The 16,704-nt window shown below is 70.1% G+C and carries 18 protein-coding genes; 10 read left to right on the top strand and 8 right to left on the bottom strand.

Going from position 1 to position 16,704, the window contains the following annotated elements; all coding sequences use genetic code 11:
* The first annotated feature begins 42 nt into the window (after positions 1–42).
* The 4 genes from ileS (at position 43) to mutL (ending at position 6,408) form a co-directional block, all read left to right on the top strand.
* Positions 43–2,943: an isoleucine--tRNA ligase gene (gene ileS / locus AC1RN0_RS12535; protein WP_492787773.1), complete on the top strand. Its 2,901-nt coding sequence runs from the start codon at positions 43–45 to the stop codon at positions 2,941–2,943.
* Between the two features lie 161 nt (positions 2,944–3,104).
* On the top strand, positions 3,105–3,671 hold the full coding sequence (gene lspA, locus AC1RN0_RS12530) for a signal peptidase II (protein WP_492787772.1): 567 nt from the start codon (positions 3,105–3,107) through the stop codon (positions 3,669–3,671).
* A 95-nt stretch (positions 3,672–3,766) separates the two neighbouring features.
* Complete coding sequence (locus tag AC1RN0_RS12525) at positions 3,767–4,324, top strand: DUF3035 domain-containing protein (RefSeq protein WP_492787771.1); 558 nt, start codon at positions 3,767–3,769, stop codon at positions 4,322–4,324.
* A 233-nt stretch (positions 4,325–4,557) separates the two neighbouring features.
* Positions 4,558–6,408, top strand: coding sequence for a DNA mismatch repair endonuclease MutL (gene mutL, locus AC1RN0_RS12520; RefSeq protein ID WP_492787770.1), 1,851 nt, complete (start codon positions 4,558–4,560; stop codon positions 6,406–6,408).
* 6 nt (positions 6,409–6,414) lie between these two features.
* Here mutL and AC1RN0_RS12515 read toward each other — a convergent pair whose 3' ends face one another.
* Together AC1RN0_RS12515 and AC1RN0_RS12510 are read right to left on the bottom strand one after the other, a co-directional pair.
* Complete coding sequence (locus tag AC1RN0_RS12515; protein ID WP_492787769.1) at positions 6,415–6,567, bottom strand: hypothetical protein; 153 nt, start codon at positions 6,565–6,567, stop codon at positions 6,415–6,417.
* Positions 6,568–6,738: 171 nt separating this feature from the next.
* Positions 6,739–7,509, bottom strand: coding sequence for a MerR family transcriptional regulator (locus AC1RN0_RS12510; RefSeq protein ID WP_492787768.1), 771 nt, complete (start codon positions 7,507–7,509; stop codon positions 6,739–6,741).
* Between the two features lie 109 nt (positions 7,510–7,618).
* On the opposite strand from AC1RN0_RS12510, the gene AC1RN0_RS12505 reads away from it, so the two are divergent.
* Positions 7,619–8,017 carry a VOC family protein gene (locus AC1RN0_RS12505; RefSeq protein WP_492787767.1) on the top strand — a complete coding sequence of 133 codons (399 nt, stop codon included), beginning with the start codon at positions 7,619–7,621 and terminating at the stop codon, positions 8,015–8,017.
* A 36-nt stretch (positions 8,018–8,053) separates the two neighbouring features.
* Here the strand turns inward: AC1RN0_RS12505 and AC1RN0_RS12500 are convergent, their stop codons facing one another.
* Positions 8,054–9,661 (bottom strand): ATP-binding protein, encoded by a 1,608-nt coding sequence (locus AC1RN0_RS12500; RefSeq protein WP_492787766.1) that lies wholly within the window; start codon positions 9,659–9,661, stop codon positions 8,054–8,056.
* A gap of 359 nt (positions 9,662–10,020) precedes the next feature.
* Between AC1RN0_RS12500 and AC1RN0_RS12495 the strand changes: the two genes are divergently transcribed.
* Positions 10,021–10,296 (top strand): YjhX family toxin, encoded by a 276-nt coding sequence (locus AC1RN0_RS12495; RefSeq protein ID WP_492787765.1) that lies wholly within the window; start codon positions 10,021–10,023, stop codon positions 10,294–10,296.
* Positions 10,297–10,330: 34 nt separating this feature from the next.
* On the opposite strand, the gene rsmD is transcribed toward AC1RN0_RS12495, so the two are convergent.
* The 3 genes from rsmD to AC1RN0_RS12480 are packed head-to-tail and all read right to left on the bottom strand — an operon-like array spanning position 10,331 to position 12,524.
* Positions 10,331–10,894 carry a 16S rRNA (guanine(966)-N(2))-methyltransferase RsmD gene (gene rsmD, locus AC1RN0_RS12490; RefSeq protein WP_492787764.1) on the bottom strand — a complete coding sequence of 188 codons (564 nt, stop codon included), beginning with the start codon at positions 10,892–10,894 and terminating at the stop codon, positions 10,331–10,333.
* A 5-nt stretch (positions 10,895–10,899) separates the two neighbouring features.
* Positions 10,900–11,541: a lysophospholipid acyltransferase family protein gene (locus AC1RN0_RS12485; RefSeq protein ID WP_492787763.1), complete on the bottom strand. Its 642-nt coding sequence runs from the start codon at positions 11,539–11,541 to the stop codon at positions 10,900–10,902.
* 11 nt (positions 11,542–11,552) lie between these two features.
* Positions 11,553–12,524, bottom strand: coding sequence for a phosphatidate cytidylyltransferase (locus tag AC1RN0_RS12480; RefSeq protein WP_492787762.1), 972 nt, complete (start codon positions 12,522–12,524; stop codon positions 11,553–11,555).
* A gap of 195 nt (positions 12,525–12,719) precedes the next feature.
* Here AC1RN0_RS12480 and AC1RN0_RS12475 point away from each other — a divergent pair, with 195 nt between their 5' ends.
* A complete protein-coding gene (locus AC1RN0_RS12475; RefSeq protein ID WP_492787761.1) occupies positions 12,720–13,091 on the top strand; it encodes a hypothetical protein in 372 nt (123 codons plus the stop codon).
* A complete protein-coding gene (locus AC1RN0_RS12470) occupies positions 13,088–13,777 on the top strand; it encodes a CDP-alcohol phosphatidyltransferase family protein (RefSeq protein WP_492787760.1) in 690 nt (229 codons plus the stop codon). The genes AC1RN0_RS12475 and AC1RN0_RS12470 overlap by 4 nt, the downstream gene beginning before the upstream one ends.
* Positions 13,778–13,820: 43 nt before the next feature.
* On the opposite strand, the gene AC1RN0_RS12465 is transcribed toward AC1RN0_RS12470, so the two are convergent.
* The gene (locus AC1RN0_RS12465) at positions 13,821–15,050 is read right to left on the bottom strand and encodes a pseudouridine synthase (protein WP_492787759.1); all 1,230 of its coding nucleotides are present in this window, start codon (positions 15,048–15,050) and stop codon (positions 13,821–13,823) included.
* A 106-nt stretch (positions 15,051–15,156) separates the two neighbouring features.
* Here AC1RN0_RS12465 and AC1RN0_RS12460 point away from each other — a divergent pair, with 106 nt between their 5' ends.
* On the top strand, positions 15,157–15,597 hold the full coding sequence (locus AC1RN0_RS12460) for a nucleoside deaminase (RefSeq protein WP_492787817.1): 441 nt from the start codon (positions 15,157–15,159) through the stop codon (positions 15,595–15,597).
* Between the two features lie 51 nt (positions 15,598–15,648).
* On the top strand, positions 15,649–16,104 hold the full coding sequence (locus tag AC1RN0_RS12455) for a DUF6265 family protein (RefSeq protein ID WP_492787758.1): 456 nt from the start codon (positions 15,649–15,651) through the stop codon (positions 16,102–16,104).
* Here AC1RN0_RS12455 and AC1RN0_RS12450 read toward each other — a convergent pair.
* Complete coding sequence (locus AC1RN0_RS12450) at positions 16,101–16,694, bottom strand: GNAT family N-acetyltransferase (RefSeq protein WP_492787757.1); 594 nt, start codon at positions 16,692–16,694, stop codon at positions 16,101–16,103. The genes AC1RN0_RS12455 and AC1RN0_RS12450 overlap by 4 nt on opposite strands.
* Positions 16,695–16,704: the final 10 nt, after the last annotated feature.

Here is a 16,704-nt window from a genome sequence, read left to right as displayed (position 1 = left end):
AACGCCCACCCGCACCCCCTGACTCCTTCCGAGTAATTCTCCATGACCGACGACGCCGCTTCCCAGCGCGACTACCGCGAAACCGTATTCCTTCCCGAGACCGCCTTCCCCATGCGGGCGGGCCTGCCGACCCTCGAGCCGAAAATCCTCGAGTCCTGGGCCTCGCAGGACCTCTACAACACCGTTCGCAAGACGCGGCAGGCGGCGGGCGCGCCGCTGTTCGTGCTGCACGACGGCCCGCCCTACGCCAACGGCGCCATCCACATCGGCCATGTGCTGCAGAAGACGCTGAAGGACATCACCGTCCGCTCGCGCTTCGCGCTCGGCTACGATGTCGACTACCTGCCGGGCTGGGACTGCCACGGCCTGCCGATCGAATGGAAGGTCGAGGAGGAGCTGCGGGCCGCCGGCCGCCGCAAGGGCGACGTGCCCGCCAGCGAGTTCCGTGAACGCTGCCGCACCTACGCCGAACACTGGATCGGCGTGCAGATGGCCGGCTTCCGGCGTCTCGGCATCCTGGGCGACTGGGAGAACCGCTACGCCACAATGGATTTCTCGAGCGAGGCGGTGATCGTCGCCGAGTTCCACAAGTTCATGATGAGCGGCCAGCTCTATCGCGGCTCCAAGCCGGTGATGTGGAGCCCGGTGGAACAGACAGCCCTGGCCGACGCCGAGGTCGAGTACCACGACCACGTGAGCCCGACGGTCTGGGTGAAGTTCCCGGTCGTCGGCGGCGACGCCTCCGTCGTCATCTGGACGACCACGCCCTGGACCATCCCGGCCAACCGGGCTGTCAGCTACAGCCCGCGCATCGCCTACGGCGTCTATCGCGTCGAGGCGCTCGAGGAGGGCCTGGAGTTCGCGCCGTGGGCGGCGCCGGGCGACAAGCTGATCCTGGCCGACAAGCTGGCCGAGGACGTTTTCAAGGCCGCCAAGGTGGCCCGGTGGACGCGCGTCGAGACGGCTGACTGCGCGGCCCTCATGCTGGCCCACCCGCTGGTGAAGCTGGACGTCGGCTACGACTTCAAGGTCCCGATGCTCGCCGGCGACCACGTCACCGACGACGCCGGCACCGGCTTCGTGCACACCGCGCCCGGCCACGGCGCGGACGACTACCTGATCTGGCTCAAGAGCAAGGCGCAGCTCGACGCTGCAGGCATCGACGCGACCATCCCCGAAACGGTCGGCCCGGACGGCGCCTACTACGACGACGTGCCGCTGTTCGCCGGCCTCAAGGTGCTGGAGACCGAGGGCAAGAAGGTCGGCAAGTTCGGTCCCGCCAACGGCGCGGTGATGGAGAAGCTGATCGAGGCCGGCAACCTGCTGGCCCGCGGCCGGCTGGAGCACAGCTATCCGATGAGCTGGCGCTCCAAGGCGCCGGTGATCTTCCGCAACACGCCGCAGTGGTTCATCCGCATGGACGCGCCGATCAACGGCGGGCCGACCCTGCGCGAGACCGCGCTCGCCGCCATCGACGCCACCACCTTCGTGCCCGAGGGCGGCCGAAACCGCATCCGCTCCATGGTCGAGAGCCGGCCGGACTGGCTGATCAGCCGCCAGCGCGCCTGGGGCGCCCCACTGGCCATGTTCGTCGACAAGGACACGGCCGAGCCGCTCTGCGATGCGGCGGTCAACGCCCGGATCATCGCGGCGATCGAGGCCGAAGGCGCCGACGCCTGGTTCAGGCGCCCGGCGGCCGACTTCCTCGGCGACCATGACCCGGCCCGCTACGAAAAGGTCGAGGACATCCTCGACGTCTGGTTCGACAGCGGCTCGACCCATGCCTTCGCGCTCGAGGGCCGCGCCAACACGCACTGGCCGGCGGACCTCTATCTCGAGGGTTCCGACCAGCACCGTGGCTGGTTCCAGTCGTCCCTGCTGGAAAGCAGCGGCACCCGCGGCCGCGCGCCCTACGACACCGTCCTCACCCATGGCTTCACCATGGACGAGAACGGCGAAAAGATGAGCAAGTCGAAGGGCAACGTCATCGACCCTGAGGTGATCTTCCGCGAGAGCGGCGCCGAGATCCTCCGCCTGTGGGTCGCCATGGTCGACTACCGGGAGGACCAGCGGATCGGAAAGACGATCCTCGCCACGGTCACCGACTCCTACCGCAAGCTGCGCAACACCCTGCGCTACCTGCTGGGCGCGGTGGCCGGCCTCGACGACGCCGAACGCCTGCCGGTGGCCGAGATGCCGCCGCTGGAACGCTACATCCTGCACCGCCTGTGGCAGCTCGATGGCGAGGTGCGCGCCGCGTTCGAGACCTACCGCTTCAGCGACGTGGTCCGGCCGCTGCTCGAGTTCTGCCAGGGCGACCTGTCGACCTTCTTCTTCGATATCCGCAAGGACGCGCTCTACTGCGACCGCGCCGACAGCATCCGCCGCCGCGCCTGCCGCACGGTGATGGAGGCGGTGTTCGAACGGCTGACCATCTGGCTCTCGCCGCTGATCCCGTTCACCACCGAGGAAGCCTGGACGACCCGTTTCCCCGACGCCGGCTCCAACAGCCTGCGCGTCCTCCCGGAGACGCCGGCCGACTGGCGCAACGACGCCGAGGCGGCGCGCTGGGGCAAGGTCGAGCAGGTCACCGGCGTGGTCACCGGCGCGCTGGAGATCGAGCGGCGCGAGAAGCGCATCGGTTCGTCGCTGGAGGCCTCGCCCTCGGTGTACGTCGCCGACGCCGACCTGCTGGCGGCGTTCGAAGGCCTCGACGCGGCCGAGATCTTCCGCACCAGCGGTGTGACGCTGGCGGCGGGCGAGGGCGGCCAGGCCAGCTTCCGCATGACCGACATGAAGGCCGTGGCCGTCGATCCGGTCCCGGCGGACGGCGGCAAATGCGCCCGCTGCTGGCGGGTGCTGCCGGAGGTCACCGAAGCCAGCCGCCTCTGCCTGCGGTGCGACGACGCCGTCGCGGCGTGGGACAAGACCCACGCGGGCTGATACGACTTGGCCGATCATGACGGCGCGGCTGCGGCCGGAAAATCGCCGTCATGGTCGGGCTCGCCCCGACCACCCCTGCACACCCACGCTTGACGGTGTTCATGGGGCGTCGGAACAAGTCCGACGATGACGGTGTTGGGTTGGCTTTCCTGGGAATCCTGATGAGTTCCGACGTTTCCGAATCGCCGGTCGCCGAGTCCGTCGTCCTGACCGAGGCGACGGAGGTCGCCGTCGAACCCGCCGCGCCGCCGCGTCTGCAGGGACCGACCGCCTACGCCATCGGCCTGGCCATCATCCTCGCCGACCAGCTGGTCAAGCAGTGGATCCTCTATGGCTTCCGCTTGCCGCTCTACGGCCAGGAGGGCGTCCAGGTGCTGGGCCCGTTCCACCTGACCATGGTCTGGAACCAGGGCGTCAGCTTTGGCCTGTTCCGCGGCGAGGCCGAGTGGGTGCGCTGGGCGCTGGCGGCCTTCTCGCTGGGCGTTGCGGGCTTCCTCGCGGTCTGGGCGCGGCGCGTCGAGCGGCCGCTGCTCGGCGTCGCCATCGGCCTGGTCATGGGCGGCGCGATCGGCAATCTGATCGACCGCGTACGCTTCGGCGCGGTGGCCGACTTCATCGATTTCAAGGCGCTCAGCTTCCCCTGGGTGTTCAACATCGCCGACAGCGCCATCACCGTCGGCGTCGTCCTTCTGCTGATCGACAGCCTGCGTCGGGATGCGAAGCCGTAACGCAGTTGCTGTTCGCCTCACTTTTGGCGTATCGAGAGCGCCTGTTGCGGCCGGGGGCGGCCAATTGGCCGACCGGCCCTGAGGAGCAAGGCTCGATGATCTCTACCCGCGTCCTGTGCGCCGTTGCGCTGATCGCGTCCGCCGGCCTCGCCGGTTGCCAGTCGACGTCCAAGGCCCTTGGCATCGCCAAGGTGACGCCGGACGAATTCCGCGTCGTGACCAAGGCCCCGCTGGTGGTGCCGCCCGACTATTCGCTGCGTCCGCCGGCGCCGGGTGAACCCCGCCCGCAGGAGCTGCAGCCGGAAAGCGCCGCCCGCACCGCCCTGGCCGGCCAGGCCGCGGCCGCGCAACGCACCGACGGCGAGCGCCTGCTGGTCGCCCGCGCCGGCGTCGAAAAGGCCGATCCGCTGATCCGCTATGTCGTCGACGACGAATTCGGCGACATCGCCCACAAGGACAAGACCTTCGCCGACCGCGTGATGTTCTGGCGCAAGGACGCGCCGGCCGCTCCGGCCGCCGCCGCCGACGGTTCGGCTCCGCCCGTGCTGGTCGACGCCGCCGCCGAGGAAGCCCGTCTGAAGGCCATCACCGGCGGCAAGACGGTGATCATCTCCCGCGAAAAGGCCAGCTGGGTGAAGCTGCCGGGCCTGTAGGGCTTTTTCGCTATCGGACGAAACGAACGGGGACATGCACGTCAGTGCGTGTCCCCTTTTCGTTGGCGCGTCCTTCGAGACGCTCGCCTGGGGGCTCGCGCCCCAGGATGACGGGCGCGGTGGGCGACGACCTTCTTCGTCATGCTGAGGAGCGGACCCTCAGGTCCCCCCGGATCAGGTCCGGGGCTCGAACCACGCAACATCCCTCCGCCGGAATCGGGTAGGGTGGTTCCATGCCCATCCGTCGCCTGCCTCCGGAGACCGTCAACCGCATCGCCGCCGGCGAGGTGGTCGAGCGGCCGGCCAGCGCGGTCAAGGAGCTGGTCGAGAACGCCCTCGACGCCGGGGCCACGCGGGTCGCGGTCGAGGCCGACGGCGGCGGGCTGACGCGGATCCTCGTGGCGGACGACGGTTCGGGCCTGTCGCCCGAGGAACTGCTCCTGGCCGTTGAGCGGCACTGCACCTCCAAACTGTTCCCCGACGCGGAGGGCGCCTGGGACCTGCTGCACATCTCCACGCTCGGATTCCGCGGCGAGGCCCTGCCGTCGATCGGTTCGGTCGCCCGCCTGTCGATCGCGAGCCGCGCGCGCGGCGCGTCCGACGCCCACGCCATCCTCGTCGAGGGCGGCGCCACCGGCGACGTCGGTCCCGCCGCCTTCGCCGGCCCTCACGGCGCGCGGGTCGAGGTGCGCGACCTGTTCTACGCCACGCCCGCCCGCCTCAAGTTCATGAAATCGGCCCGCGCCGAGCAGATGGCCATCGCCGAGGAGCTCAAGCGCCAGGCCATGGCCCACGAGGCCGTCGGGTTCACGCTGGACCTCGACGGCCGCCGCGCCCTGCGCCTGACCGCCGAGCACCCCGGGCCGGACGGCCGTCTCGCCCGCCTGTCGGCCGTGCTCGGCCGCGAGTTCCAGGACAACGCTCTGGCCATCGATCAGGAGCGCGAGGGCATCCGTCTGACCGGCTTCGCCGGCCTGCCGACCTATTCGCGCGGCAACGCCGCCCACCAGTACCTGTTCGTCAATGGCCGGCCGGTGCGCGACCGCCTCCTGCAGGGCGCCCTCCGCGGCGCCTACGCCGACTATCTGGCGCGCGACCGGCATCCGACGGCGGCGCTGTACGTCGAACTCGATCCGACTTTCGTCGACGTCAATGTGCACCCGGCCAAGGCCGAGGTGCGTTTCCGCGACCCCGCCCTGGTGCGCGGCCTGATCATCGGGGCCCTGCGCCACGCCCTCGCGGGGGCCGGGCACCGCGCCTCGACCACGGTCGCCTCGGCGGCGCTGGCGGGCTTCCGGGCCCAGAGCTTTCCCGGCGCGGGCTACCAGCCCGGTCCGTCAGCCGCCGGCTTCTCGGCCTGGCAGCAGGGCGGCTGGACGCCGCGCGCGCCGGCCCCGAGCCTGCCCGGTCTGGCCGAGGCCACCGCTCGCGTCGAGCCGACGGGCGACTGGACCCCGCAGCCGCAGACCTACGGCGACGCCGCCCCGATCATCGACCCGGTCGACTATCCGCTCGGGGCCGCCCGCGCCCAGGTGCACGAGACCTATGTCGTGGCCCAGACCCGCGACGGCATCGTCATCGTCGATCAGCACGCCGCCCATGAGCGGCTGGTCTATGAGCGGATGAAGCGGGAAATGGAGTCCGGCGGCGTGGTCCGTCAGACCCTGCTGCTGCCCGAGGTGGTCGACCTCGATCCGGCCGAGGCCGACCGGGTGATGGCCAAGGCCGACGAGCTGGCGGCGCTGGGGCTGGTGATCGAGTCGTTCGGCCCGGGGGCGGTGCTGGTGCGCGAGACGCCGGCGCTGCTCGGCGACACGGACGCGGCGGGCCTGATCCGCGATATCGCCGACGATCTGGCCGAGAACGGCCAGGCCCTGGCCCTGCGCGAACGGCTGGAGGAGGTCTGTTCGACCATGGCCTGCCATGGATCGGTGCGCGCGGGCCGTCGGCTGACGGCGGCGGAGATGAACGCCCTGTTGCGCGAGATGGAGGCCACGCCCCACTCAGGGCAATGCAACCACGGCCGGCCGACCTACGTCGAGCTCAAGCTGGCCGATATCGAGCGGCTGTTCGGCCGGCGATAGGCCGGTTCAGAAGATCGCGAGCGCCGCGACGACCACGAAGGCGACGAGCATGATGGCGCTGCCGGCGGCCATGACCAGCATCAGCAGACCCTTGGCCACGGGCGGCAGCAGGTCCGGTTCGGCGGGAATGAAATCGGGCACGGGAACGGTCTTGGCCATGGCGGCATCCTTGTGGGTCGTTTCCTCGCGGGGCGTATTAAGACCACACCCTCGTTAGGGAGATGGTCCGCCGACGATTGATCCAAGTCAATCGTACGGTCCGTCAATTCTTTACCCCCGGTTTGGGTATAGCGGTGGAGCGGGCGCCGACGTCGGCGCCTGTCCCTGCCTCTACAGGGCCGCTTCCGCGAAGGCCGACATGGACGCCTGGAGATACTCCAGCAGGCCGGCCGCCCGATCCTCGTAGCGCGCCCGGAAGTCGGGGTGGTCGCCGTACATCGCCGCCAGCCCGAGATAGGCCTCGCGCGTTGGCGGGGCCTTCCAGCTGCGGGCAACCCAGGCATGATGACGCTGCATGAGGTCGCCCACGGCGGCGCTGTCCGGCGGCAGACCGTCGGCCATCGCCCGGGCCAGCCCGGCTTCGATGGCCTCGACCTCGGCCTGGTGGCCGGCCGCGTCGCTGGCGCTCCAGCCCTTCATCATCGCCTTGCCGTGCTCAATGTCGGCCCTGGCGGTCTCGCCGTGCCGGTCGACTACCCAGGCCTCGTATTCGGCCTGCTTTTCGGGCGCGAAGCCCTGGTAGAGGTCCTTGTCCTTCATGTCCGTCGCTCCTTCGAGGGCGGCGAGGGTGTCGTCCAGCGTGCGGAGAAGACGGCGATAGCGCCTGGCCTCGGCGTCGAGAGTCGACCGGTGGCGACGCAGGGCCGCCGTGCGGTCGAAGTCCGGCGCGGCCAGCACCGCGGCGATGGCCTCCAGCGGGAACTCGAGCTCCCGATGGAACAGGATCTGCTGCAGGCGCAGCAGTTCCTCGCGACCATAGTAGCGGTAGCCGTTCTCTCCGACGCTGGCTGGTCTGAGCAGGCCGATCTGGTCATAGTGGTGCAGCGTGCGGACCGAGACGCCCGACATCGTCGCCAGCTGTTTGACCGTGTACCTGCTCATGCCGTCCTCGCCGATGGACAGGGGTATCAGGCCTCACGGCGCGTGAGGGTCAAGAGCCGCCGAAACCCGGCGGCGACGGTCGGCGTTTCGCCTTGAAAGGGAGCCTGCCATGGACCTCAAACGCGGTCGCCTGATCGACCACCTGCATCTGCGGACCCGCGACCTCGTCGCCAGCCGGACATTCTATACCGCGGTGCTCAAGGTGCTCGGCGTCCCGGTCACCGACGGCGTCGACCACTTCTTCGCCGACGAGTTGTGGGTCGATGTCGGCGAGCAGGCCAGCCGTGTGCATGTCGCCTTCCAGGCGCCGGACCGGGCCACGGTCGACCGCTGGTACGAGGCGGGGCTCAGGGCCGGCGGCCGCGACAACGGCGCGCCGGGCGAGCGGGGCTATCACCCCGGCTACTACGCCGCCTTCCTGCTCGATCCCGACGGCAACAACATCGAGGCGGTCCACCACGGCCCCGCGACGCGATCGACCGACGCGGTGACCATCACCGCGGGGTGACAGGCGCCGGCGTCGGCGTCCTCCCTCGTTCACGGGTCACGCGGCGGCGCGGCGCTCCGAGGTCGCCATCGCCGCCTCCATGGCCGCGGCCAGCAGCTCGGCCTTGATCGGCTTCTCGACCACCCCGTTCATGCCCTGGGCGACGTAGTGGACAGCGTCCCAGGGATCGGCGTTGGCGGTCAGGGCGAGGATCGGCACGCCGCCCCGCTCTCCGGACAGCTTGCGGATCGCGCGGGTGGCCTCGACGCCGTCCATGCGCGGCATGCGGATGTCCATCAGGATCAGGTCGAACCGGCCGGCAGACGCGGCTGCGACGGCCGCCTCGCCATCGTCGACCGTCTCGAAGGTGCAGCCGAACATCTCGACCAGGGTCCCGGCGACCAGCCGGTTGGTCGCGTTGTCGTCGGCGATCAGCACATGCAGCGACGGGCCGGCGAGGGCGACCTCGCTTCCGCCGTCCGGCGCCTCGTCGGCGCCCGCCGGCACGTCGAACAGGACGATGGAGAAGTGGACCGTCGAGCCGCGCGTGTCGTTGTTGCGGGCGGCGATCTCGCCGCCCATCCGGGTGATGATCTCGCGGCAGATCGACAGGCCCAGCCCCGCCCCGCCATGCGCCCGGCCGGCCTCGGTCTGGGCGAACGGCTTGAAGATGCTGGCCAACCGGTCTTCGGGAATGCCCATGCCGCTGTCGCGGACCTCCCCGGTCAGGGTGATGTGGCCCTCGACCGCCTCGGCCGTCAGGACGACTTCCACAAGGCCGGTGTCGGTGAACTTCAGGGCGTTGCCGATCAGGTTGTTGAACACCTGCTTGAGCCGGATCGCGTCGCCCAGCGCCCACAGGCCCGACGGCCCGCGATAGGACAGCGTCAGGGTCAGGCCCTTCTGTTCGGCGCGCGGCCGCCAGAGGTTGTCGAGGTCGTCAAGGATGCCCGCCACCGCGAAGCCGTCCTCGGCCAGGTCGAGCTGGCCGAACTCGGCGCGGGAGATGTCGAGGGCGTCGGTCAGCAACCGCAACAGGGTCTCGCCCGACTCCATGATGGTGTGCACGAACGGCCTGAGCTCGGACTGGGTAAGCTTCCGATCCAGGATGTCGGCGATGGCCAGCACGCCGTTCAGGGGCGTGCGGATTTCGTGGCTCATGACGGCGAGGAACTGGGACTTGGCGGTCAGGGCGGCCTGGGCCTCGGTCTTGGCCACCGTCAGCCGCTCGGCCAGCCGGGTCATCTCCTCGGCGTGGGCCCGGTTGGCGGCGCTGGTGGCCTGCAGCAGCGACAGCAGGCTGCCGACGCCGACATAGACGCCGTCCTGGACGACGATGAACCCCTGCAGCAGCTCGGACGGGCGGTCGGCCAGCGCTTCGCTGGAAAAGTCCGCCGCCGGCGTCGCCGCCTCGGCGATCAGCGGCGTCGTGTTCATCAGCAGCGAGATCGGCCGGTGGGCGTAGAGCGCCCGGCCATACTCGGCCGCCATGCACAGGATGAAGCTGTTGCGGTCGATGATGCCGACCGGCCGGCCGGCCTCGTCGATGACCGCGATGGCGATCAGATCGGGCTCGCGCTGGAAGCGATTGTAGACCTCCGCGCCCGACGTGCCGGCTGGAATCGGCGGCGTCGGAATCGCAAGGCTGGCCAGATCGTGTCGCATGCCGTCCCCCTGTGGCGAAGCCAGACAGCACGGTGCGGGATAAGTAATCGTAAATGCGATTGCGTCGGAAATCGATGTTATTCCGCACAAGGACAAATACGGGATGACAGATTTATGACGAGCGGCACGCGTAACATGTAAAGCGCAGATTATATGCAGTTTAGCGCCTGAATTAACACTGAGTTGCGGTGGGTTGCGGCCCCTGTTAGAGTAACCGGGTTCAACCTGAGGCGACCATGTCTCCCCTTGCGATCGAGGCGCGGGCCTGACGGCTCACTGAGTCCGTCGGCGACCCGCTGATCCGCCCGCTCCGGCCACCGCCGGGGCGCGACGTCTCATGCCTCGACACGGACATTCAAGTGAACATCTCCAAACCGCAGCAGCGCACGCTGCACGCGCTCGCCCAGGGCGGCGCGATCACCCTCGTGCGCGACGACCGGGGCGCACCCGTCGCCGCCGAATGCCTCAATCGCGACGGCTGGCTGCTCAGCGACTGCACGCTCGCGGTCTTCAAGAGCCTGAAGAAACGCCGGCTGATCGCCAGCCAGGACGGCGGCCCCTATCGCATCACCCGGGCGGGCCTTCTCAGTCTGCGAGCCCAGCTCGACAACCGGGTGACGACGAAGGGCTGGTAGCCGAACGGGGACATGTACCGCAGGTACGTGTCCCCTATCTGAACCGCAGGAACTGGACGCGCGCGGCGCCGTAGTCGCGGGCGTCCAGCGCCTCATAGGCGGTCGGGGCGACGTCCGGCTCGTCGCTGGCCCGCTCGAACATCACCACCGCGCCGGGCTTCAGCCAGCCGCCGGCGGCCAGGCCGTCCAGCGCCTTTTCGCCCAGGCCCTTGCGATAGGGCGGGTCGAGGAAGGCTAGGTCGAATGGCTCGCCCATGGCCGCGGGGCGCAAGCCCAGGTCGGTGGCGTCGCGGCGGTGGATACGCGTCTGGCCGAACAGGCCCAGCGCGTCGATGTTCTCGCGAATCGCGCCGCGCGCCGCGTCATCGGTCTCAACGAACAGGCAGAAGCCGGCTCCGCGCGACAACGCCTCGAAGCCCAGCGCGCCCGAGCCGGCGAACAGGTCGATGGCCCGCGCGCCGTGCAACTCCGGGGCCCAGGGGGCGTGCTCGAGGATGTTGAACACCGCCTGCCGCGCCCGGTCGCTGGTCGGGCGGGTGGCGTCGCCCGGCGGGGTCTTCAGGGTGCGCCCGCGATGGGCGCCGGACACGATGCGCAAGACCTTCAGCTCCAGCGAAGCGGCGGGGCCTGGTCCTTCAGCTTGAGGAGCGCTCCGCGGAGCTCCTCCATAAACGCGCCGCGCTGTCCCTGCCAGTGGACCGGCTCGCCGATCAGCACCGCGCAGTTCATCGGCACGGGGATCACCTCGCCCTTGGGCAGGACCCGGCCGGCGCCCTGGATCCACACCGGCGTCACGGGCGCGCCCGGAAAGGCCTCGGCCAGCCGCGCCACGCCGCTCTTCAGGGCGGCCATGGTGTCGGAAGCGTCGCCGCGCGTGCCCTCGGGAAACACCACGATGATGTCGCCGGCGGCCAGCGCCTCGCGGGCCGGAGCCAGCACGTCCTCGCCCGTGCCGGCCTTGCCGCGGGCCACGGGCACGATGCCGATCAGATTGCGCGAGAACCAGCCGATCACCGGGTCGCGCAGGAAGTAGTCGGCCGCCGCCGCCGGCCGCACCCGCAGGACCGCGCGGCTGGGAAAGATGCTCAGCAGCAACAGCGTGTCCATGTGGCTGTTGTGGTTGGCCGCGACGATGGCCGGCCCCTTGAGCGGCAGGTGCTCGCGGCCGGTTACGTCGGCGCCGGTCATGAACCGGGCGATCGGCCGGACGATCAGCAGCAGCAGCAGCCAGCGAATCCAGCTCATCGGACGTCCCCTCAGAATTTCGCCAGCGCGAACCAGGCGAGGAGATGGAAGTACAGCGGGGCGGTGAAGGTAAGGCTATCAATCCGGTCGAGGATGCCGCCGTGGCCCGGGATCAGGTGCGAGGTGTCCTTGACCCCGATGTCGCGCTTGATCGCGCTCATCGTCACGTCGCCGGCGAACCCCGCCACCGGCAGGACGAAGGCCATGGTCGCCAGGCCGATGCCGTGCAGCGGCGTGAACAGCGGTCCGACGAACCAGATCAGCGCCGCCGTCGTCGCCCAGCCGCCGAGGAAGCCCTCCCAGGTCTTGTTGGGGCTGACTTTCGGGATGATCTTGCGGCGGCCCAGCAGCTTGCCCCAGACGTACTGCGCCACGTCGTTGAACTCGGTGGCCACCAGCAGGAAGAACACCAGCCCCGCGGCGCCCGCCGGCGCCTCGGCCGCGGGGGTCCGCATCAGGAAGGCGGCGTAGCCGATGTTGTAGACACAGGTCATCAGCCCCCAGTGGAACAGGGCGACGCTCGACAGGTAGCCCTTCGTCTGGCCGATCACCGCCATCAGCCAGGGCAGGATCAGGAAGGCGTAGACCGGGATGATGACCAGGTAGATGCCGTAGATGTCGGCCGCGACGAAGGCGTAGCTGACCGGGATGGCGAGGTAGCAGGCGAGGATGATCAGCCGGTCCTCGCGCCGGGTCGGCGCCAGCGACAGGAACTCGCGCAGGGCGATGAAGCTGACCACCGCGAACAGGCCCAGCGTCGCCTGCCACCCCAGCAGCAGGGCGCCGGCCAGCAGGCCGATCATCACCCACCAGCTCGACATGCGCTCGCGCAGTTCGCGGTAGTCCTTGCCGGGCCGCGCCAGGGTCAGCCCGGCGGCGACCACACTGCCCAGCACCAGCAGGCCGGCGATCCCGCCCAGGCCCCACAGCAAGGCCGGCGGCTGCGCGGCGAAGAAGGCGGTGATCCGGCTGATGATGTCCATTCACAGATCCTGATCAGGCGGGGCCGAGCACCTTGCGTCCTTCGACACGGCCCTTCGGGCCTGCTCAGGATGACTTAGCTCTCTGCACGTCATGGTGAGCAGCGCCGAAGGCGCGTGTCGAACCACGCACCACGCAACAGCAGGGACCTTGCCGCGCGCAGCGATCCGGTCAAGGCTTCGTGCATGCAGAGGTTGATGAAATCGAGCCTGGTCCATGTCGCCTTCGGCTTCCTGCTGATGGGCGGCTGGGCGTTGTTCGCCAATCGCGGTCACGGCCTCGCGGCCGCCTGGCTGCCCGCCCTGGCGCAGGGGGTCCTGTCGGGCGCCCTGACCGGCGCGCTGAAGAAGACCCTCGAGGCGCTGGACGGCAAGATCGCCGGCCCGCTGGCCTTCGTCGTTCCGCCGACGATCACCGCCGGGTCGATCCTGGCGCTGCTGGTCCTGGTCCACCGCCTGATCGGCACGCCGGAACTGGTCGCCACCATCGCCTTCCCGTGGAGCGTCTCGACGCTCTACGCCTTCATCTACAACGCAGGCCTCGTCCGGGCCCGACGGAGCGCCGCATGACCGAGACCCCCGAAAACCGCCGACCGCTGAAGACCCGCTCGAAAGCCTGGGCCGGGGCGCTGGCCGCCCGGCTGGGCAAGGCGAGGATCAGCCCGGACATCATCTCGCTGTTCTCGATCGTCTTCGCCGTGATCGGCGCGGCCCTGTTGCTGATCAGCGGCCTGGAGGAACACGGCGGCCTGCGCGCGGCGATGCTGGTCGGGGCGGCGGTCTGCGTGCAGCTGCGGCTGCTGGCCAACATGCTCGACGGCATGGTGGCGGTGGAGCATGGCCTCGGCTCCAGCGCCGGGCCGATCTGGAACGAGCTGCCCGACCGGATCGCCGATGCGCTGTTCCTCGTCGGCGCGGGTTACGCCGCCTGGGGCATGGGCCTGACGGCCGGCTCCTGGCTGGGCTGGACGGCCGCCCTGCTGGCGGTGCTGACGGCCTATGTCCGCGAACTCGGCCGGGGCCTCGGCTTCCCCGCCGACTTCGCCGGCCCGATGGCCAAGCCGCACCGGATGTTCGCCCTGACGGTCACCTGCCTGGTCTCGGCGGTCGAGCCGCTGTGGAACGGCCATGGCCAGGTGCTGATGATCGGACTCACGGTGATCACCCTGGGGACGGTCTGGACGTTGTTCCGCCGCACGCGGACCCTGGCCCTGCGGCTGGAAACGCAGCGGAGCGAGCAGGAACGGGCGAAATAACGCCGGTCATCCGGGCGAAGGCCGGGACGGGCGGATCGGGGTGCTATTTCCGCTTCCCCGGACCGCCGGAGCGTGGGCCTTTCGGCCCCGTCGCCGGACGCAGACCGCGCGGACCCGCCGGCTTCGGCGCGCCTGAGGGTTTGCCGCCCGAAGGTTTGGCGAACGTCCGGGGCCTTGCGGGCTCCTCCGGTCGCGCCGTCCGCTCCGGCCGCGCGGCCCCCGTCGGCCGGGCGCCCTTCGGCGTCTCCGACCAGTGGGCCTTCGCCTTGCCGGCCGGCGCGGCCTTCTTCGGTGTGCGCAGGCCGCCGGGCTTCTTCGGCCTGGCCTTGGCCCAGCCGGGCTTCTTGGGCTGCCGCTCGCCGCGCGCTTCCCCCGACTCCTGGCCGGGGCGCAGCACGTTGCGGTGCGGCCTGGCCGCCGGGGCCGCGCCGCCGACGCCGTCCTCGGCGCCGCTGCGACGGCCGGCGGACAGGGCCGGCTTGAACTGCACGGCGTTGCCGGTCGGCATGTTGGCGGCGGGGACGAAATCAACCAGCAGCTCGCGGATCACGCGGGGGCCGACTTCCTCGACCTCGCCCGGCGCGAGCGTGCCGAGTGAGAACGGCCCATAGCTCAGGCGCAGCAGCCGGTTGACCTTCAGCCCGATGGCTTCCAGCACGCGGCGCACTTCGCGGTTCTTGCCTTCGGTCAGGGTGACGGTGATCCAGACGTTTCGCGCGCCATCGCGGTCGCCGGTGGCCTTGTCGAGGTGGGCGTCGATGGCGCCGTACTTCACGCCCTCGACGATGATGCCGTCCTTCAGTTTGTCGAGCTTCTCCTGGGTCGTGTAGCCGAAGGCCCGGGCGCGATAGCGGCGGACCCAGCCGCTCGACGGCAGCTCCAGCGCCCGCGACAACGCCCCGTCGTTGGTCAGCAGCAGCAGGCCCTCGGAGTTGATGTCCAGCCGGCCGATCGAGATGACCCGCGGCAGGCCGTCGGGCAGGGTCTCGAACACCGTCGGGCGGCCTGCCGGATCGTTGTGGCTGGTCAGCAGCCCGACCGGCTTGTGATAGCGGAACAGGCGGGTGGGCTCGGCCCCGCCGACCACCTCGCCGTCGACCGTGACGATGTCGCCCGGCTCGACCTTCACGCCCGGCGTGGTCAGGGTCTCGCCGTTGATCGCCACCCGGCCTTCGCCGATCAGCCGCTCGACCTCGCGGCGCGAGGCGACCCCGGCCCGGGCGAGGACCTTGGCGACGCGGTCGTTCTGTTGGGAAGAATCTTCTGCAGTCATGGGACCGGCTCCATTAGAAGGCTGTGTCGCCTCCCGGCGATACCGGCCCCTTTAAGCACGGAATGACGGTTCCCGCCACGTGAGCGCCCTCAGCGACATCGACGCCATGCGGATCGCCCTGGACGAGGCCCGGGACGCGGCCGCGCGCGGCGAGACGCCCGTCGGCGCGGCAATCCTCGATCCGGCGACGGGCGCGGTCATCGCCCGGGCCGGCAACGGTCCGATCGGCGCCCACGATCCCACCGCCCATGCCGAGATCGCCGCGATGCGACTGGCCGCCGCCGCGCTCGGCAACTACCGGCTGACCGGCCTGACGCTGGTGGTGACGCTGGAGCCCTGCGCGATGTGCGCCGGGGCCATCAGCCACGCCCGCCTCGGCCGGGTGGTGTTCGGCGCCGACGATCCCAAGGGCGGGGCGGTGATCCACGGCCCGCGCTTCTTCGAACAGCCGACCTGCCACTGGCGGCCGGAGGTTACGGGCGGGGTGCTGGCCGACGAGAGCGCCGACCTGCTGCGTGGATTCTTCCGGGCGCGGCGGGGGAAGTGACGCCGGCGCGAACCTGGGGCAGGTTGTGCGCCTGGCCTGGGAGCCTCCGCCGTGAAACGTCTTGCGCTCATCGTCCTGCTTCTGACCGCGACGCCCGTGCTCGCGGGTGAGACTGCCGCTGTCGCCGACCTCGCCTGGATGTCCGGCGCATGGATCCAGGAAACGCCGGGTCAGACGGTGCGGGAGGTCTGGCTGCCGCCGCATCAGGGCGCGATGGCCGGGCTGTCCCAGACGCATCGCCCGGGCAAGCCGGTGAGCACCGAGTTCAACACCATCACCGACGGGCCGACCGGCGTCGTCTTCACGGCGATGTTCGCCGGTCAGTCGCCGACGCCGTTTGTGCTGAAGCCTGGCGCGCCCGGCGAGGCGGTGTTCGAGAACCTGGATCACGACTTCCCGCAGCGGGTCATCTATCGCCGATGCGGCAAGGACCTTTGCGCCCGGATCGAGGGAATGATCGACGGCGCGGTCGAGGGCATGGACTGGCGCTACCGGCGCCTGCCCTAGCTGGCGAAGGTCAGGTCGAGGCGGAAGTCGAGCCGTTCCTTCACCGCCGGCCAGTCGTAGTCGCAGATGGACAGCACCGCCGTGTCGCGGACGTGGCCGGTCCAGGTGATCTTGTGGTTGCGCAGCGTGCCTTCCTTGGTCGCGCCGAGCTTCAGCACGGCCGCCTCGCTGCGGGCGTTGCGCTCGTCGATCATGAACTCCACGCGGATCGCCCCGGCGTCGAACGCCTGGGCCAGCATCAGACGCTTGGACTCCGGATTGACCGGGCCTGACCGGACATCCGGATGCAGGAAGGTCGCGCCGATCTCGACGCCCTTGTGGATTCGCCGGATGTTCAGGAAGCTCGAGGTGCCGACCACCCGTTTGTCGGACAGCCGGCGGATGGCGTAGCCGATCCGCTCGCCGCGCTCGGTCTCGCCCTGCAGCGCGCCCCACCAGTCGGTGAAGCCCTCGCCGCAGCCGTTGGTCGACATGATCTCCCAGGCCTCGGGATCGCAGTCGATGGCCCCGCGCATCTCGTCGCGCAGGTCGGCGGTGATCGGTTCCAGCCGCACATGGCGGCCCTTGAGGACTTTGGCTTTCAGGTTCATGCCGACCAGC

It is taken from the genome of Caulobacter sp. GW821-FHT12F03, from assembly GCF_058806855.1.
Note: the sequence above shows the minus strand (reverse complement) of the source record. Positions and strands in the feature narration are given on the sequence as shown.

What these genes read in the sequence shown, in the direction of transcription:
- AC1RN0_RS12485 (WP_492787763.1), bottom strand. Translation starts at nt 11,541, where the DNA reads ATGAGCTGGATTCGCTGGCTGCTGCTGCTGCTGATCGTCCGGCCGATC.
- AC1RN0_RS12470 (WP_492787760.1), top strand. Translation starts at nt 13,088, where the DNA reads ATGACCGAGACCCCCGAAAACCGCCGACCGCTGAAGACCCGCTCGAAA.
- lspA (WP_492787772.1), top strand. Translation starts at nt 3,105, where the DNA reads ATGAGTTCCGACGTTTCCGAATCGCCGGTCGCCGAGTCCGTCGTCCTG.
- AC1RN0_RS12460 (WP_492787817.1), top strand. Translation starts at nt 15,157, where the DNA reads ATGCGGATCGCCCTGGACGAGGCCCGGGACGCGGCCGCGCGCGGCGAG.
- AC1RN0_RS12475 (WP_492787761.1), top strand. Translation starts at nt 12,720, where the DNA reads ATGAAATCGAGCCTGGTCCATGTCGCCTTCGGCTTCCTGCTGATGGGC.
- mutL (WP_492787770.1), top strand. Translation starts at nt 4,558, where the DNA reads ATGCCCATCCGTCGCCTGCCTCCGGAGACCGTCAACCGCATCGCCGCC.
- AC1RN0_RS12515 (WP_492787769.1), bottom strand. Translation starts at nt 6,567, where the DNA reads ATGGCCAAGACCGTTCCCGTGCCCGATTTCATTCCCGCCGAACCGGAC.
- AC1RN0_RS12450 (WP_492787757.1), bottom strand. Translation starts at nt 16,694, where the DNA reads ATGAACCTGAAAGCCAAAGTCCTCAAGGGCCGCCATGTGCGGCTGGAA.
- AC1RN0_RS12525 (WP_492787771.1), top strand. Translation starts at nt 3,767, where the DNA reads ATGATCTCTACCCGCGTCCTGTGCGCCGTTGCGCTGATCGCGTCCGCC.
- AC1RN0_RS12510 (WP_492787768.1), bottom strand. Translation starts at nt 7,509, where the DNA reads ATGAGCAGGTACACGGTCAAACAGCTGGCGACGATGTCGGGCGTCTCG.
- AC1RN0_RS12465 (WP_492787759.1), bottom strand. Translation starts at nt 15,050, where the DNA reads ATGACTGCAGAAGATTCTTCCCAACAGAACGACCGCGTCGCCAAGGTC.
- AC1RN0_RS12500 (WP_492787766.1), bottom strand. Translation starts at nt 9,661, where the DNA reads ATGCGACACGATCTGGCCAGCCTTGCGATTCCGACGCCGCCGATTCCA.
- AC1RN0_RS12505 (WP_492787767.1), top strand. Translation starts at nt 7,619, where the DNA reads ATGGACCTCAAACGCGGTCGCCTGATCGACCACCTGCATCTGCGGACC.
- ileS (WP_492787773.1), top strand. Translation starts at nt 43, where the DNA reads ATGACCGACGACGCCGCTTCCCAGCGCGACTACCGCGAAACCGTATTC.
- AC1RN0_RS12480 (WP_492787762.1), bottom strand. Translation starts at nt 12,524, where the DNA reads ATGGACATCATCAGCCGGATCACCGCCTTCTTCGCCGCGCAGCCGCCG.